Below are 17,065 nucleotides of genomic sequence, written 5' to 3'. Positions count from 1 at the left end.
CATTTAAAGCACTTTTTCTTCACGTGAGGGGGGTGCAAAAAGGGGAGGGGGGGTACGCTTGACAATCCCAGTAACGACGCTAAGGAAACACATTATGGGGTGTATAAATAATGATGATTTATTAGCAGTTGAAATGGTTGATAGATATTTGGATTTGCTCACGTTGTACAGACGAATGAGAAGGAAGATAGATCAAGAAGGTATTAGTACAAAAGTTGAAAATGGTGAACAGAAATATGTTAAATCACACCCACATATTGCAGATGTGAAAAATATCAATGCTCAAATGGTTAGCCTAAAAAGAGACATTGATAAACATATTGAAGAATACGCTACGCAACAAGAAAGAATGAATAAGAATAGGCCGAAGGGAGGACTGCTTGACTGATGAGTACAAAATACATTGATGCTTACATTAACAAGTATAAATCAGGTGAAATCATTTTTAATAAAGAACGTCAACTGCTTATTGAGTACTTAGAAATGCATGTCCTCTATCGTGATGACTTACATTTTGATGAAGAACAGATTGAACGCTGTATAAAATTTATTGAAAAGTTCTATTTCAAGTTGCAACCGTTCCAGAAATTTTTGATTAGTTTCGTATTCTTGTTTGATAATGACGATGAATTATTTTATGAACAATTCTTCTGGTTGGTTGCTCGTGGTGCAGGTAAGAATGGTCTGATCAGTGCTTTATCAAATTACTTTTTGAGTGAGTTGCATGGTATTAAGAATTATCATGGTACAGTGGTGGCAAACACTGAGAAACAAGCCAAAACATCATTTGAAGAAATGTACAGTCAAATCCGGCAACACAAACTACACGATAACGATACTGAAGGCGGAAGTGGTTTCTTTAACTTAACTAAGTTGAGGATTACCTCGAATATTACTAATAGTAAGTTCGAATTTGCAACTAGTAACGCTGGTAGTAAAGATGGCGGCCGCGAAGGGTTCGTCATTTATGACGAAATCCACAGATACGAGGACCGTGAAATAGTCGATGTTTTTTCATCTGGTCTTGGTAAGGTTAAACACCCGCGTGAGTTTTATATTGGAACAGATGGTTTTGTGCGTGAAGGATTCCTGGACAGACTCAAAGAACGCTGTATGGCGATTCTGAAAGGTGAAAATCCTGATGACCGCATATTCCCCTTTATCTGCAAGATTGATGAAGAAGATGAAATAGGTAAACCAGAGATGTGGTCTAAGGCTAATCCTATGTTTGAAGAGCCTATGAGTGATTACGGTCAACGTCTGTATAGAAAAGTTTTGAATCAATATAATGATCTGCAGTCAGAACCATCAGGGCGCGAAAATTTCATGACGAAGCGAATGAACTTCCCAGAAGTGGACCTGTCTAAAGTTGTGGCATCTTATGAAGATGTCTATGCGACTAATCGAGAGGTACCATTACTTAAGAATAAGACAGCAATCGGCGGCGTCGATTTTGCGAGTATCAAAGACTTCGCGGCAGTTGGATTGTTATTCAAACAGGGCGATGAAGTTATCTGGATATCACATTCATTTGCTCGTAAACAATACTTAGATCACGCTAATCTCAAACCTCCAATCAAAGAATGGGAGAAACGAGGTTTATTGACAATTGTTGATGAACCGTCCATTGATCCAGTACATATTATCAACTGGTTTGTTGAGATGCGTAAAAAATATGCGATTCAGATGATAGTAGCTGATAATTTCAGAATGGATTTACTCAGACCATTATTTGAGAATGCGGGATTTGATATTGAGTCTTTGCGTAACCCTAGAGCGATTCATAGTTTGTTAGCTCCGCGTATTGAAACGTTGTTCGCAAATAGACGAGTTATATTTGGTGACAATCCTTTAATGCGATGGTTTACGAATAACGTTGCTGTAAAAGTGAAGCCGGATGGCAATAAAGAGTTTATTAAGAAGGACGAACATAGACGTAAAACAGATGGATTCCACGCTTTTTTACATGCATTGTATCGTCTTGATGAAATTGAAGAAGTTAATCTTGATGCAGCATTCGATCTACTAGAAAGATTGGATTTTTAAAGGAGGTGGTTAATTGGGAATTTTCGCAGATGCCTTTAAGCGAAACTTAGAAATAAGAGATGCACTTGACCTGGATATTATCGGAGACCCATCTCAAAGAGCATATTTAAAAAGAATCGCATTAGATACGTGTATCAACTTTATAGCGAGGACTTTTAGCCAATCGGAGTTCTGGGTTCAAGACAATAAGAAGAGCTTGAAGAACACGCTCTATTACAAGCTAAACGTTAGACCAAACACAGATTCGAACGCAACGAACTTCTGGAATAAAGTCATCTATAAATTAATATACGACAATGAAGTACTGATTATTAAAACTGATTCAGACGATTTAATGATTGCAGATGACTTCAGCCGTAAAGAATATGCGGTATATGACGATATATTTGAAGATGTTATTGTCAAAGACTATAAGTTTGAACGACAATTCAAAATGAGTGAAGTACTTTATCTGGAATATAACAATGAGAAGTTGCAAAGATATGTAAATGATTTATTTGGTGATTACGGCGAGTTATTCGGGCGTATGATGGATACGCAACTCAGAAAAAATCAGATACGCGGTATGGTCGGTATTAAAACTGGTGGTGGTCAACTTGACGATAAGAGTATGACACGCTTACAGAAATACATTAATAGAATCTATACGCAGTTTAAAGATAATGGTGTTGCGATTGTCCCCAAAGTAGATGGTTTTGATTACGAAGAGTTATCAAATAATAATAATGTTGGAACAGATAATGGTGCAGATAATTTAACTAAAGTGAAGCGATTATTTATTGATGATGTAGCTAAAATAATTGGTATACCACCTGCTTTGATTCATGGTGACATGGCAGATCTGGAGAAACTGATGGATGCATATCTTGATTTCTGTATCAATCCACTTATCAAGATGATTGAAAATGAATTGAACAGTAAATTTTATAGTCCGGACGAATATCTGAAAGGCAAAAAAATTAAAGTGATTGGGATCAATAAACAAGATCCAATCAAAAATTCTGCTGCAATAGATAAATTGATTTCTTCTAACTTTGCTGAAGTCAACGAAGTTAGAGAAATGTTTGGTCTCGAAAGAAGAGATGGTCTTGATATTTTCTTACGTACTAAGAATTATCAGGAATCAAATGAAACTGAAGCATTGAAGGGTGGTGATAACAAATGACAGGAAGAATCTTAAACATGTCTAAAACTGATAACGTCGGACAAGTTGATATTTATGGCGAAATCGTTCCTGAAGCATGGCGTTGGGAAGGTGAGGAGAGTGCAACAAGTTTCAAAAACACTCTTGAGAAATTAAAAGGTGTTGATGAAATTGTTGTTAATATTAATTCCCCTGGCGGTGATGTATTTGAAGGTATTGCGATTCACAACATGTTAAAAAGACACAAAGCAAAGGTGACTGTTAACATTGATGGTCTTGCAGCAAGTATTGCATCTGTAATCGCTATGGCTGGTGATGTAGTCAGAATGCCATCTAATAGTATGCTGATGATTCATAACGCGATGAGTGGGACTTTCGGTAATGCAAATGATTTAAGAGAAGTTGCTGATTTACTTGAAAAAGTAACTGGAACTTTGATTGAAACCTACTTAAATAAATCAGATAAATTGAAAACAGACTCACTTAAAGCCTTACTTGATGCAGAGACATGGATGACTGCTGAAGAGGCTTTTTCTTATGGATTAATTGATGAAGTTATCACCTCGAAGAAATTAGTCGCATGTGCATCTAAGGAGAGATTAGCAATGTATAACAAGACACCTAATAAAGTCTTAAAAATGGTTGAAACACCTGAAGAAACAGTGACAGAGGGAAAAGATAATGTAACTGAAGATGAAACGCTGACAACTGAAGAGATTAAAGATTTAATCATTGAAGTAGTTAACGAAGAACTAGATAAATACGATCTAACTAAAAAAGAAGAAGTTACAAACAAGATTAAAAATCGTTTGTATCTATAGGAGGAAAATTAATGTCAATTAAATTTAAAGATGATCAAAAGACAAATTTACAAAACTTAAAGCAAGAATATTTTGAAGCAGCTCGAAATGGTGAAGAACCAGAAGTGGTTGAAGCGAAGTACAATACTTATATGGAAGCATATACAAACGAACTTGCTGAGACAATTACAGCTAAAGCGCGTACAGAAGCTATGAATGCATCATTGGATGGAGAAATTGCTTTAAAGCGTGGACAAAACGTATTAACAGCAAAAGAACGCGTGTTCTTCTCGAATTTAGTTGAAGATGAAGCAAACCTCGATACATTTAAAGAAGAGAAATTATTGCCAGAAACAACTGTACTTCGCATCTTTGAAGATATTAAACGTGTACGTCCTTTACTTGCTAAAATTAATTTTCAAGTTGGCGGATTACGCACACGTATTATTGTCGGAAAACCTGAAGGTGCAGCTGTCTGGGGAGAAATCTTTGGTAAGATTCAAGGACAAATTAGCGCTAACTTCACTGAATATGCATTCTCTCAAAATAAATTGACTGCATTCGCTGTAGTACCAAAGGATTTACTTGAATTTGGTCCTGAGTGGGTCGAACGTTTTGTACGTGAACAGTTAGCTGAAGCAATGGCTATGAAGATTGAAGAAGGTGTAGTGCTTGGTAAAGGTTCTGCAGCTAATCAACCATATGGCTTAAACCAACAGGTTACACGTAATGAAGATGGATTAATTACAGGAACTGCTGATAAAGCACCTGCAGGTACACTAACATTCGCTGATAATGCAACAACTGTACGTGAATTAGCAGGTTTAGCTACTAAGCTGTCATTTGATGAAAATGGTAAGCCGATCAATGTTCTTGGTTCCATTACTGTAGCTGTCAATCCAGCAGCGATTTTCTATGTTCAGTCGCAATATACTGTATTGACACCTAATGGACAGTGGGTAACATCTTTACCATATCAAATCGAAGTAGTACCTTCTGAATTTGTTAAATATGATCAGGCGATTTCATTTGTTGGTAAACGGTATTATGCAGTGCAAACAGGTGAAGTGAAAATTAAATCTTATGATCAGACACTCGCTCTTGAAGACTGCGATGTGTTCATTGCTAAGCAATTTGCACATGGTGTTCCTGAAGATAACAATGTTGCAAATGTTTACACATTAGCAATTGAAGGCATGCCACCAGCGCCTTCTGAAGTAGTTCCTACTGCATAATTGAATATTAAAGCATCATCTTTATAGGTGGTGCTTATTAAATATGAAAGGATGATTATAATGGCTCAATTCAAAGCAAATTACAATTACAAAGACAAAGAATTAAAACGTGAATTAACTAAGGGTGAAGAACTTGAAATGACAGTTAAACGTGCTGATGAAGTAAATGACACATTAAGAGAAAAATATGGAGAAGCACTGACTCGTATTGACAAGTAGGTGATTAGATGATCACTGATAATCATTTAATGACCATGAAGCAGCGACTTAAAATATTTCACACCTTTGAGGATGAACACATCAAAAACTTACTAGAGATGTCATACGAGGACATAAAACAGAGATGTCAGGAGTTCTCAATGGATGAAGATAAACGGGGCGCAGAGCTTGTCTATGAGCGTACACGTTACGCATATAATGACGCACTTGAATACTTTAATGACAGTTTTCTATCGAACATTACAAGTTTTGCATTACAGAACATGAAAGAGGTGGATTATGACGATACGTCAACGACCTCAACAACAATTTAACAGCGGTGAATTCAGAACGCCTATTCAGTTTTTTACTACATCTGCCGATGAAGGTCCTTATCCTGGTGTCAAACAGGAGAAAGCTTTCTTCACGCTTTCTGAAATATACGAATCGTCCACTAAGGATTTAGAACATGTAAACACGACGAACGCAAAGCACATCGTAACGATACTCTTTAGGAATCCACATGTTGATTACCAAATCAAGCACTCAGATATGTTTAGGGTACTTGACGGTATGTACATGGATGTTGAATTTGAAGTGCAGCATTTCGCACCTTCCAAAGACAATAAAGAAATCATCAAAGTGGTAGGTGTTGCGTATGGCAGTTAAGGTAGAAGGGATAAAAGAACTTGAAGCACAGCTGGAAAAAAGATTTGGAAAAGCTCATTCACAGCGGTGGATTGATAAGGGACTGATTGCAGGTGCCAAGATCGTCAAAAAAGCTGTATTCGAGCATTTCAATGAGTTCAAAGATACAGGTGCATCTCAACGTGAGATAACAATTTCAGATCCAGTAACTTTAAATGGTGTGCGGACTGTGAAGATTTATTGGAAAGGACCGAACGACCGATTTAAGATTATACACCTTAATGAATTTGGAACAATCAAAAATCCTAATCCTGACGGTAAAGGTGCTGTTGAGAGAGCATTGAGAGAAGCAAGAGAGACGTACTTTAAGGTGGTTAAAAGTGAGGTGGCCAAGTATTTAAGATGAAGAATATTCTCATAGATATTTACGAATTATTGATACATGACCCCTTTATCACGGAGCATGTTGCCAACCGGATTAAGTTTGATGTCTATCCGGAGCCTGGTAACATAGCGCTGCCTTATATTGTGATGTCTGAAATTGATGATACTCTTCCGACGGAGTATGCAGACAATGATAACCTTGCACTCAGCTATTTAGTCCAGATTGATGTGTATGTACCCTTAAAAAGTAGTACACAGCCAAGAGAGTTATGTGCTGATCTCAGCTATCATATTTCAAGGTTACTGAAAGACAATTTGGGGATGGCCAATACATCCAACTCACAGCCTGAATACAGTGATGAATTCCAGGTCTATCGTCGAGCGAAGCGTTACGAAGGCATATTTTATAGAAATGAAATTATGAATAATTAGGAGGCAATAATTAATGGTTAAAAACTATCATGCAACAACTGGTGTAGATGAGTTTTACTACGGCGTATTAAATGCCGAAGAAACAGGCGTTACAGGCACTGTACCTGAGCGCATCAAGTTCCTGCAGGAAATCTCAGTATCACAGGAACAATCAATTGAAAAAGCATACGGAGATAACAAGGTCGCTGAAATGGCAACTTCTAACGGGACAGTTGAAGTTGAGTCACAGTTCCACAAATTGCCGATTGAGGACCGCATTGTGTTATTTGGATTAGAAAAAACGGAAAGTGGTCTCTATGCATATGGGGCTAATGACAATCCTCCATACGTTGCAGCAGTTTTTGCTAAGACACACGAAGATGGTTCTAAGGAATGGGTCGGACTTCCTAAAGGCAAGTTCACTAAACCAGAACAATCTAATAAAACAAAAGAAGACGGTGTTGAATTCTCTAGCGACTCAATGTCTGCTGAGTTCATGGATCGTAAAGTAACAGGATTCTCTGAAGAAAAATCAGTTATCTTTGGACGTGACGAAAAAGGTTCAACGGCTGCACGAGATGCAATTTTTACGGCAGTCTTTGGTGTGGCTTATCCAACTAGTGAAGCACTACCAACAGCTTAAAACTAAGAGCGCTCATATAAGCGCTCTTTCTAATTCTTATTAGATAATTTTGCAAAATTAAGGAGACATACAAACATGAATATAGAAAAAGTGAATAAAGTACTGCTTGAAGGTATTCACAATAATGCTACAACGCTTGTACAGCATAAGGGTGCAGTACTAGAGCGTGAAAACTTGGATAGCTTAGTAAACGCCTATGCAGTATTGAATAACGCAGATACTACAACACAAGACTTCAGAAAGACTTTAAAAGAAACGTTTAACTTATAAAAATAAAAAGGTAGGTATATAAATATGAAAAGAAACTATATCCGTTTAGTTAAAGAAATGAAAAATAATGAGCCGGTATTCGACACATTCGTAACACCCGCATTTATTCCGTTCAAGATGATGTACCAGGCAGTTGATTTAATGGATGAAATGCAAGGCGATAAAGTCACTGAAAAACAAGCGTTTGATATGATGCTTGATATGGTGGTGGACATCTACAATAAACAATTCTCGAAAGAGCAATTAATGGATGGTCTGCATGCACCGGACGCCTTAACAGAGCTGCAGGAACAGGTGGCCTTTGTAGCAGAAGGACGGATGAGCGAAGAAAGAAAAAAGGAACTGGCGAAGATGATTTAAATGGTGTAGAGAGTGTCACTCTGAAAGAACATAAATCTAACATGAAAAAGCTTGTGTACGATATGATGAGTGATTCAGGCAAAGATATCAACGAAATATTGGATATGCCATTTAACTTCTTCATGGAAGTTGTCGAAGAAAAGAACAAGCCTAAAAAAACGAAGTCATTGATCTCCGCATTTGGAGGTTGATGACTTTTTTATTTGTCAATATGAAGGTGGTGGATAAATGACGGAACGAATAAGAGGTTTAAGTATTGGACTTGACCTAGATTCAACAGGCATCGATAGGTCATTAGGAGCTATCAAGCGGTCATTCAAAGATTTAAATGGGTCACTCAAGACAAACCTCAACAACTTTAAGTACACAGAAAAAAGTGTTGATTCATACGGTCAAGCAATTGAAGATTTGAGTGGCACTATTAAGAATCAACAGAAAAATGTATCTGGTCTGAAAGCAAAGATGGATGAGTTAACTGCTGCAGGTAAATCACATACGGCAGAAGCATCTAAAATTAGACAGGAATACAATAAACAAGCTGACAATCTTAATTTGTTGGAACGACAGTTATCAAATACTAAAAATGAGATGAAAGCATTTCAGCGTGAACAAGAATTAGCATCAAGCAAGTGGACCATCCTCGGCGGATCGCTTGATAAAATAGGTGGTAAATTAACAAGTGTCGGCGATAAGTTTAAGCAGGTCGGTGGACAGCTGACGATGGGCCTTACCACGTCGATTGGGGCATTAGGCGTTGGCGCACTGCAAGCGACAGCAGATTATGAGGCGGCTGCCAGTCAGTTTACTCAAGTATTTGGGGATATGGAGAAAGATGCAAGTGCATCACTTGATAAAATATCCAAAGAAACCGGATTACTACCCAATTCACTACGCGGGACGTTTACACAAATTGCAGCGTTCGCAAAGACGACAGGGTCCGACACAGAACAAGCATTGGATATATCTAGCCGTGCCACATTAGCGGCAGCTGATAGTGCGGCCTTTTATGACAAGAATATCAGCGAAGTGACAGAATCGCTGCAATCATACTTAAAAGGTAACTATGAAAACGACTCAGCATTAGGTATCAGTTCTACTGAGACAACACGTAACGCGAAAGCTAACGAGTTGTATAGTAAGTCGTTTAATGATTTATCAGAATCACAGAAACAATTAACCTTACTTGCCATGGTTGAGGACGGAAACAAGCTATCTGGTGCGTTAGGTCAGGCATCGAGAGAATCGGACACGCTGAACACGCAATTATCCAACGTAAAAACAAGTGCAAAGGACTTTTTAGCAGAAATCGGCAAACCCGTCCTCCCTTTAGCAGTCGAAGCTTTGAAATCTATGACATCTGTCGTAAAAAGTGCGGCGACTTGGTTTAAAGGATTAGGCGATGGCGCACAAGTTGCTATTCTGGCATTTGGCGGCTTTCTAGCAGCTTTAGGTCCAGTTATTACAGTAGCGGGCGTACTAGCTGGTTCTCTAGGCAGTATTCTCAGTCTGCTGTCACCACTAGGACCAGCAATCGCAGAAGCCGGGGGGATGGCTGGGTTTTTCGCGAGTAAGTTTGGACTTATTAGATCCATCTTTATGGCTTTCACTGGTCCTGTCGGCTTAACTATTGGTGTTATCACATTGTTAGGCGCTGCATTTGTAACGGCCTATAAAAAGTCTGAGACATTCAGAAACATTGTGAATGGTGCTATTAATGGTGTAATCGGAGCATTTAATAGGATAAAAGGTGTATTTACTGGTGTTCTGGCGATGTTTAAAGGCGACTGGTTGGGCGGAGCTACCATATTACAAAAACTTGGTTTTACACCTGAACAAATCATTGGCGTTGAGAACTTTGTCATCAGTATCATGTATAAATTCCATTTACTAAAAGAATCGTTAATGATTATCTTCAACGCAATCAAAACATTTGCCATGAGTATTATCTCGCAAATCAAAACATTCTGGGCGCAGAATGGCACGATGATAATGCAGGCTGTTCAAAACATCGGAAATGCAATTAAAATAGCTTTTAATGCAATATGGACCGTTATCAAATTTGTGCTTGATAAAATATGGGCAATCATGAAGTTTGTCTGGCCGGCAGTAAAAATGTTGATTGTTTCAACTTGGGATAATATAAAAAATACCATTAAAGCTGCACTAGATATTATTTTTGGTGTAATGAAGATTTTTGGTGGCTTATTCACAGGTAACTGGAAGAAGATGTGGGAAGGCATTAAGCAAGTTTTAAAAGGCGCATTGACGTTTGTGTGGAATTTCATCCAACTAACACTTTTAGGCAAAATCATGGGAGTTGCCAAAGTTTTCATGGGCTTGTTTAGAGGTTTGTTTAAAGGCGGACTTAATGTAGTCAGCAGTATTTTTAAAAATGTTTTGTCATTTATTTTTAACCTCATCAAAAATATTTTTGGTGGTATAGGCAGATTTTTATCTGGTTCTATTAACGGATTGAAAAATCTATTTTCAAGTGGTTGGTCGTTTATAAAAAATACGACGGTCAATAGTATCACCGCCTTGTTTAACGGTGCTAAAAACATATTTAATCGTTTGTGGAATACAACTAGAAGCATTATGACTCAGCTCAGGGATTTCATCGGAAATATATGGGGTAGCATCAAAAATAAAGCGATCAATATGGCTAGTGGTCTCTGGTCAGGAGTCAGAAATACTTTTAATAACATGAAAAACGGACTTAAAGGTATTGTTGATAAAATCAAGGACCATGTTACGGGTATGACAAACGCTGTTAAGAACGGTGTGAACGGTTTAATCAAAGGTATTAATAAGGTTGGTAGCGTAATTGGATTGCCAGGTATACCGACATTTCACACAGGCACGACACATACTCATGAAAACATTGTGAAGAATGGAAAAATCGCACAGGGAACTATGGCTATCGTAGGCGATAAAGGTCGTGGCAATGGTAAAGGTGGATTCAGAAACGAGATTATCGAATATCCAAACGGTAAACGCGTACTGACTCCTGATAGAGATACGATGACTTATCTGCCTAAAGGGTCGAGAGTCTTTAATGGTGCTCAGACACAACAAATCCTTCCACATTTTGATTCTGGTACTATGTGGGGTGGATTTAAAGATAAACTTGCGAATGGCTATAACTCAGTTAAAGATATTGCAGGTTCAATTACAAAAAAAATAGGCGATGTAATGGAATATGCAACTGATCCTGGTAAATTGTTCGAGAAGATTATCGGTGCATTAGGTTTTGATGGTTTTAAGAATATGAAAGGCAGCTTCATCGGGGACTTTGCTAGAGGGCTGTTCAGTAAGATGAAATCAGCAGTTGTTAAGATGTTAAAAGGCGGGTTAGATACCTCTGGTGGTGTAGGTAAGGGCGGAGTATTAGACCCGTCACTTATTAACTATCACTTCGGTCGTACAGCAGCTTATACAGCAGCTACAGGTAGACCATACCATGAAGGTGTCGACTTTCCTTTTGTCTATAAGAAGATAGGAACGCCTATGAGTGGTACGGTTAAACGACAATCGTTCATGAATGGTGGATATGGTAACTGGGTTAAAGTTGTTGCGGGTGCAGTAGAGTTAATTTTCGCTCACTTGAAAAACTTTAGCGCAACTCCAGCTGACGGCACTAAAATTAAAGCTGGTGAGACAATCGGTTTAACTGGTAATACTGGTTTTAGTACAGGGCCTCACTTACACTTTGGTCGTAGAGTTAATGGTGTTGACGTTGACCCAGAGCCGTGGTTAAAGAGCCTTAAATCAAAAGGTGGATTTACGAAGTCAGCTGATAAAAATCGCTTTGCAACGGGAGGTTTTATTAAAAATCCTGGCTGGTACAACATCGCAGAGGGAGGTTATCCAGAATGGGTTATTCCTACTGATCCATCGAGACGAAGTGAAGCGATGGCCATGATAGCAATGGCTGCTAATCAGATTCAAGGTAATGCGACAGTCGGGAATAAGCGACCAGCTCAGATGAATATATCTAATGCGTCAGATGATACACTGCTTAACGCAGTACTTGAACAGAACGATTATCTGCGAGAAATAGTGCGGCTAGTAACAGGCATCGAAGCTAAACCACCTATCGATGGTCGTGGTCTAGCTAAGGGTTTAGACAGAGAAATAAAATCAATGAACCGTCTGAGAGAAAGATACGAATAAAGGAGAGTTGCTATGAACTTTAAATATGGCGGTAAAGAGCCGCCCTCATGGCTAGTAGTTGAAAGGGAGTTCAAACTCCCTTCTTTTCATTCTGTTAGTCGTTATCAAGATAATGAGGGTATGAATGGCTCACAATTTGTAGAAAATACTTATTCATCAATGGAATTCAAACTACCTCTAATCATTAAGAATCACTATTATACAAAATCATTCGACGACATCATTAAAGACCTTGCTAATTACTTCAGGAGTAATGAAGAACAAATACTTGAATTTGATTTTTCTAATAAGCGATTATTATGTAAGATTGACGGGCCTTACGAGATTAAACCGCACGTCAGAGGATTCGGCATTATCGAACTCACTGTTAAATCCTCCCGCTGGTATTATGAATTAAACGGCGAACCAAATAAGGATAGTTTTATAAATGGTCAGCTTACAACTTATAATGCGGGCATCAAGACACCACCTGTACAGTATATAAAGGTTAAAGAGGATGCCACGATATTAAGCATCAATAATGAAACAACTGGTAAATCTGTAGTTTTTGGCAAAGAAGTCTCAGATGCTAACATGCTGCTACAACGTAATATGGGTGTCCTTAATGCTTATGCATCTGACATATTTAACGGATGGCCAAATATTGCAGAAAAGACTGCGCTCCCCGTTGTCGGGACAGCTAAAGGTAAGTATACGTCTAAAGATAATGTGATGTTTGTTGATACATTTGGTGATAGAATCGGTATGTCTGACTGGTTTGGACCAGCCAAATATAAACAGCTTGATCAGCGTGTGTCAGGCAACTGGGAATTTGAGTGCCGGATTATAACGCCACCATCTAAAAATTTAGAGATGGGACGTAAACAATTTATTCTACTGGACGAATTAAAGAAACCTGTAGCTGTAATAGAAGCACGTAATCAATCAACAATGAATAATTTAATTGAAGTAATAATGACACTATACAATGAGAATAAATCTAAACAGGTTCTTTATTACGAAAATGCTGGATGGCGTCAACAAGGTCTTGTTCTCAAATTGACTAAAACAGAAAATAAGTATACAGCTTATGTCGGCGTTGATTACAACGTCATCACTGGAATGCGATACAGCACGCATACAGGTAGATATATTCGTACATTTGATGACTATGCAGGAGATTATAAACGAGCATTAGTCTTTGTGCAGACGCAGGATCTAAGAGCACCTAACTATGATCCTATGAAATTCAACACCTCTTATGCTAAAGTACAGCAGCTTGCAGTTGAGTCAGAATCTCCCTATATTTTTTCTTCAGGAGATGAACTGGTCATCGACCATGACAAACATCTGCTAACAATTAACGGTGAACCTAAATATCACAAGAGCCTTAAGAGCGATTACTTTGACATCGTGCAAGGTGAAAACATCATCACAGTGAATCCACCAAGCATCATTGAAAGTGGCTATCAAGCGTATAGGGAGCGTTATCTATGACAAGTATCTATTTAGTATCGCAGAATGGTCAGAAAATCATAGGTGAATTTAAGAATCACGTCGGTGCCACTATAAATATCAATGACACGAATGCCTATGAACTTAGCTTTGAAATTGAGGCGAATGATGACACATTTGTGTTAGAACAGCAATCACGTCTGCTTACTCAATTTAATGGTGAGTGGTATGAATTCATTGTGCAGGAAGTAGAAGTATTCTATGGCCGTTATAAATATCTATCAATTAAGGCTTATCCGACTCACGACGACTTGAAAGTGATTCACCTGCTACAGCCGTTCAGTCTGCCTACAGGAACTATCATGAGTATCGTTGATTATATTCTTTACGATAGCAGCTGGAAGCGCGGAAATATTACTTACACAGCAAATCAGAGAGCCTTTTCTACCGATCACATTAAATCAGCCTATGATTTATTGGGTGAAGTAGCTAACTTAATAGGCCATGAATTACGGTTCAGAATCGACGTAGATGAGGAAGCAAACTTCATAACACGCTATGTCGATTTTATTATTGATGACAAGGAACTAAGCGGAAAAGAACTGAAGTTTGAGCGAGACCTGGTTAAATTGGTCAAACACATTAATTACTCTGAAGTATTCACACAGCTGCATGTACTGGGTCCTGAAGCTGACAATCAGCCACAGAGACCGACTGTAACGGTCGAGGATAAAGTAGCCTATGACTTTTTTAATAGAAATGGCAAACATGTAAGTGATGTATATGAGCCACAGATAACAGCTAATCTTACAGGCTATGCATTAACTGAGAAATTAAAGGTGCTTGGTACAAACGAACTGAAGAAGCGTAATAAGGAAGCATTAGAGTGGCAGATTGAGATTGCGCGCCTCGACAGTCAACCAGGCTATGAACATGAGTCAATCAGCATGTATCAGTGGGTATTAATCAGAAATATCTACGAAGGAACATTGTATAAAGCTCGAATTAGTGGGCTAAGCGGCGAACTCGACAACCCTAAAATGGCAGTGGCCACATTCACTAGAATAGAAAAGGTAGGTGATTTATAGGTGTATAAAGAGATAAACAGAGTTGAGAATATTAATGGTAACGTTCTAAGACACAGCGACACGACTTCGACTCTAAAATTTAAATTCAGAAATGAAGCCGGAGAAAGTATTGTCCTCAAATCAACGGATATAGCACATATTAGAATCAATAACTATAACGATAAGAGTTATGTAGCAATCACTAGCTATAAGACGGACGGTGACAGTCTGCTGTTTAACATTCCCGACAATGTTTTGCCAGGAACATACTATTTAGAAGTAAAAACTGTTGACGGCAAGTACTATCCAGCGAATGACGAGGCGATGATTGTACTCAAGCAGTCCAGTCTGGCAAGTGAGCAGCAGAAAATCTCTATTTATGGCTTTGAAAATGTAGTCAGTGAAGTTGTTCAACAGATAGACATCGACCATCATTTAGTGGATACAACAGCACTCAAGGCAGAAGTGATTAATGATATCAATTATGATCCAGTTGCGATTGAGACAAGTGTCCTTAATAAAGTACCGCTGAACAACAATGTCTACAATATTCTTAACCATGGGGCAAAAGGTGATGGTGTTACGAATGACCGTGAAGCGATTCAGGAGCTGATTAATAAGGTACCTGAGTCATCAGTCGTTTATATTCCGGCAACGACTAATGGATTTATTGTGGACTTCGTTTTATTCGTGAATAAAAACATCATCTTTAAAGGCGACGGCTATACACTCAGCAAGATTAAGGTTGCAAATAACTCGACTCTCTTCCATAATCCCAACCGAGATGACGATGACCGAAATAAACAAAGCGGCTATAATCTCTTTAGAGATTATCATTCAGTTTTCTTCTTTATTGACTGTGACGTAAACATGTATGGTATTCAGATTGATGGCAATCCGCAAGGTCAACAGGACATCGTTAACGGCGTGACATGGAATTATGTTGGGCCATCAATCGGCGACAAGTCACGTAATTACTATAAATACTATCATCTTGTGCAAGTCCAATATAATAAAGCTGTTAAGCGTAAGATTAATATTCAGGACTGTTTTTTTCATGGAGGTACCTGGAACAACGTTGTAATCAACAATAACGGTCCCGTTCGTAACGATCTGATGGAGTGTCGTATCTTCAACAATATTTTTGAGGGATCTGCGCAGGATATGCTGAGTATTCACTTCTCAGGTAATGTTGAGGTTAAGGCCAACAAATTTATCAATCCTAACTCCCACTGCGCACACAGCTACTTTGACACTAATAAAATTGTATTCGACAGCAACTATTTCCTATTCACGGATGATGTGAACTGGATAGCACCTAACCGGGCTGACGATCAGGTAGGCGGACGCGTGCTTGAAGCTGTTCGTTTCGGACACGGTGTCTACAAGTCACATATTAAGGACCAGATGTTTACCAACAATGTTATTGAAGTGCGGACTGATTTGCTGAATGTCTACGCCGTTAACATCAGTAACACGACGACCAACATCATCATCGAGAACAACGTTATGAAGAACGTGACAATTGGTATCTTCGCGCCATCAGTAATGCTTGGCAATCCATCAATTAGAAGAAACTCGATCACACATAAACAGGGCGGCATCATCCATCGTGTATCAGATAATAACGGTACTTTTCTCGGTGTGCCGTCAGACGTGTCGACACCAGTATCTACAAATGTTGATATAACGGACAACGCCATTAAACGAGTAGGTACATCGACGCTCAACGCTGATATTGTAGTCAATAAACCTAACTACAGTGAAGCTGAATTGAAGAAGTACTCTGTAACATTACTACGTAATCAATACGATACGATTATCACTGACAAGTCTATCAAGTATGAAATCAAGGAGACATCTAACTGTGGTACTCAGAATCATAACGCAGTCGTGCAGGTTCCTTATACAAGTGATCGTCAGCTGCATAACGTGCTGAAATTTGAAAATGCACCGGCAAACGGTCAGACGGATGCCTATGTCTATATTGATATTGTAGACAGTAGGCGTGGGTTGATTCAGGATGTCGTAAAGATTGCCTTCAGCGGTAGTGATGCAACAGTGACGCGTGAGAATATGCGTGGCGACTCAGCCATGACTACCTACACATACTCAGTCACGACAAACAGCATGGGACTCAATACGCTGCAGGTCAACGCACCGGCACTCTCACCATCTACACTCAAATATACTGCGACGTCAAGAACGCATAAAATGTATAGCAAGTAACCTCTCACGTAAGCGAGGGGTTT

At 38.7% G+C, this 17,065-nt stretch carries 18 protein-coding genes; all 18 read left to right on the top strand.

Going from position 1 to position 17,065, the window contains the following annotated elements:
- Positions 1–58 precede the first annotated feature (58 nt).
- The 18 genes from ERX37_RS05520 to ERX37_RS05445 all read left to right on the top strand — a co-directional run bounded on the left by ERX37_RS05520 (position 59) and on the right by ERX37_RS05445 (position 17,042).
- A complete protein-coding gene (locus tag ERX37_RS05520; protein ID WP_133429639.1) occupies positions 59–388 on the top strand; it encodes a P27 family phage terminase small subunit in 330 nt (109 codons plus the stop codon).
- The gene (locus ERX37_RS05515) at positions 385–2,046 is read left to right on the top strand and encodes a terminase TerL endonuclease subunit (RefSeq protein ID WP_133429638.1); all 1,662 of its coding nucleotides are present in this window, start codon (positions 385–387) and stop codon (positions 2,044–2,046) included. The genes ERX37_RS05520 and ERX37_RS05515 overlap by 4 nt, the downstream gene beginning before the upstream one ends.
- 13 nt (positions 2,047–2,059) lie before the next feature.
- A complete protein-coding gene (locus tag ERX37_RS05510; RefSeq protein ID WP_133429637.1) occupies positions 2,060–3,211 on the top strand; it encodes a phage portal protein in 1,152 nt (383 codons plus the stop codon).
- A complete protein-coding gene (locus ERX37_RS05505; protein WP_133429636.1) occupies positions 3,208–4,011 on the top strand; it encodes a head maturation protease, ClpP-related in 804 nt (267 codons plus the stop codon). Before ERX37_RS05510 ends, ERX37_RS05505 begins: the two co-directional genes overlap by 4 nt.
- Positions 4,012–4,022: 11 nt before the next feature.
- Positions 4,023–5,225: a phage major capsid protein gene (locus ERX37_RS05500; RefSeq protein ID WP_133429635.1), complete on the top strand. Its 1,203-nt coding sequence runs from the start codon at positions 4,023–4,025 to the stop codon at positions 5,223–5,225.
- Positions 5,226–5,285: 60 nt separating this feature from the next.
- A complete protein-coding gene (locus tag ERX37_RS11405; protein WP_165981972.1) occupies positions 5,286–5,444 on the top strand; it encodes a hypothetical protein in 159 nt (52 codons plus the stop codon).
- Between the two features lie 8 nt (positions 5,445–5,452).
- Positions 5,453–5,758, top strand: a complete 306-nt coding sequence (locus tag ERX37_RS05495) for a phage gp6-like head-tail connector protein (RefSeq protein WP_133429634.1) — start codon at positions 5,453–5,455, stop codon at positions 5,756–5,758.
- Entirely contained in the window at positions 5,724–6,092 is a 369-nt protein-coding gene (locus tag ERX37_RS05490; protein WP_133429633.1) for a hypothetical protein, read from the top strand. The genes ERX37_RS05495 and ERX37_RS05490 overlap by 35 nt, the downstream gene beginning before the upstream one ends.
- Positions 6,082–6,477, top strand: a complete 396-nt coding sequence (locus ERX37_RS05485) for a hypothetical protein (protein WP_133429632.1) — start codon at positions 6,082–6,084, stop codon at positions 6,475–6,477. The genes ERX37_RS05490 and ERX37_RS05485 overlap by 11 nt, the downstream gene beginning before the upstream one ends.
- On the top strand, positions 6,474–6,887 hold the full coding sequence (locus tag ERX37_RS05480; protein ID WP_133429631.1) for a hypothetical protein: 414 nt from the start codon (positions 6,474–6,476) through the stop codon (positions 6,885–6,887). The genes ERX37_RS05485 and ERX37_RS05480 overlap by 4 nt, the downstream gene beginning before the upstream one ends.
- Before the next feature lie 13 nt (positions 6,888–6,900).
- Positions 6,901–7,509, top strand: coding sequence for a major tail protein (locus ERX37_RS05475; RefSeq protein ID WP_133429630.1), 609 nt, complete (start codon positions 6,901–6,903; stop codon positions 7,507–7,509).
- Positions 7,510–7,584: 75 nt separating this feature from the next.
- Positions 7,585–7,779, top strand: a complete 195-nt coding sequence (locus ERX37_RS05470) for a hypothetical protein (RefSeq protein ID WP_133429629.1) — start codon at positions 7,585–7,587, stop codon at positions 7,777–7,779.
- A 24-nt stretch (positions 7,780–7,803) separates the two neighbouring features.
- Positions 7,804–8,139, top strand: a complete 336-nt coding sequence (gene gpG / locus ERX37_RS05465; protein WP_133429628.1) for a phage tail assembly chaperone G — start codon at positions 7,804–7,806, stop codon at positions 8,137–8,139.
- A 41-nt stretch (positions 8,140–8,180) separates the two neighbouring features.
- Positions 8,181–8,330, top strand: a complete 150-nt coding sequence (gene gpGT / locus ERX37_RS11400) for a phage tail assembly chaperone GT (RefSeq protein ID WP_165981917.1) — start codon at positions 8,181–8,183, stop codon at positions 8,328–8,330.
- A 37-nt stretch (positions 8,331–8,367) separates the two neighbouring features.
- Positions 8,368–12,312 (top strand): peptidoglycan DD-metalloendopeptidase family protein, encoded by a 3,945-nt coding sequence (locus ERX37_RS05460; protein WP_133429627.1) that lies wholly within the window; start codon positions 8,368–8,370, stop codon positions 12,310–12,312.
- A gap of 12 nt (positions 12,313–12,324) precedes the next feature.
- Positions 12,325–13,788, top strand: a complete 1,464-nt coding sequence (locus tag ERX37_RS05455; RefSeq protein WP_133429626.1) for a phage distal tail protein — start codon at positions 12,325–12,327, stop codon at positions 13,786–13,788.
- Positions 13,785–14,834 carry a phage tail spike protein gene (locus tag ERX37_RS05450; RefSeq protein WP_133429625.1) on the top strand — a complete coding sequence of 350 codons (1,050 nt, stop codon included), beginning with the start codon at positions 13,785–13,787 and terminating at the stop codon, positions 14,832–14,834. Before ERX37_RS05455 ends, ERX37_RS05450 begins: the two co-directional genes overlap by 4 nt.
- Positions 14,835–17,042 carry a glycosyl hydrolase family 28-related protein gene (locus ERX37_RS05445; RefSeq protein ID WP_133429624.1) on the top strand — a complete coding sequence of 736 codons (2,208 nt, stop codon included), beginning with the start codon at positions 14,835–14,837 and terminating at the stop codon, positions 17,040–17,042.
- The last annotated feature ends 23 nt before the right edge of the window (positions 17,043–17,065 follow it).

It is taken from the genome of Macrococcus hajekii (genome assembly GCF_004359505.1).
Classification (GTDB): Bacteria; Bacillota; Bacilli; order Staphylococcales; family Staphylococcaceae; genus Macrococcus; species Macrococcus hajekii.
The sequence above is the reverse complement of the archived record's forward strand: the minus strand, read 5'-3'. Positions and strand labels throughout refer to the sequence as shown.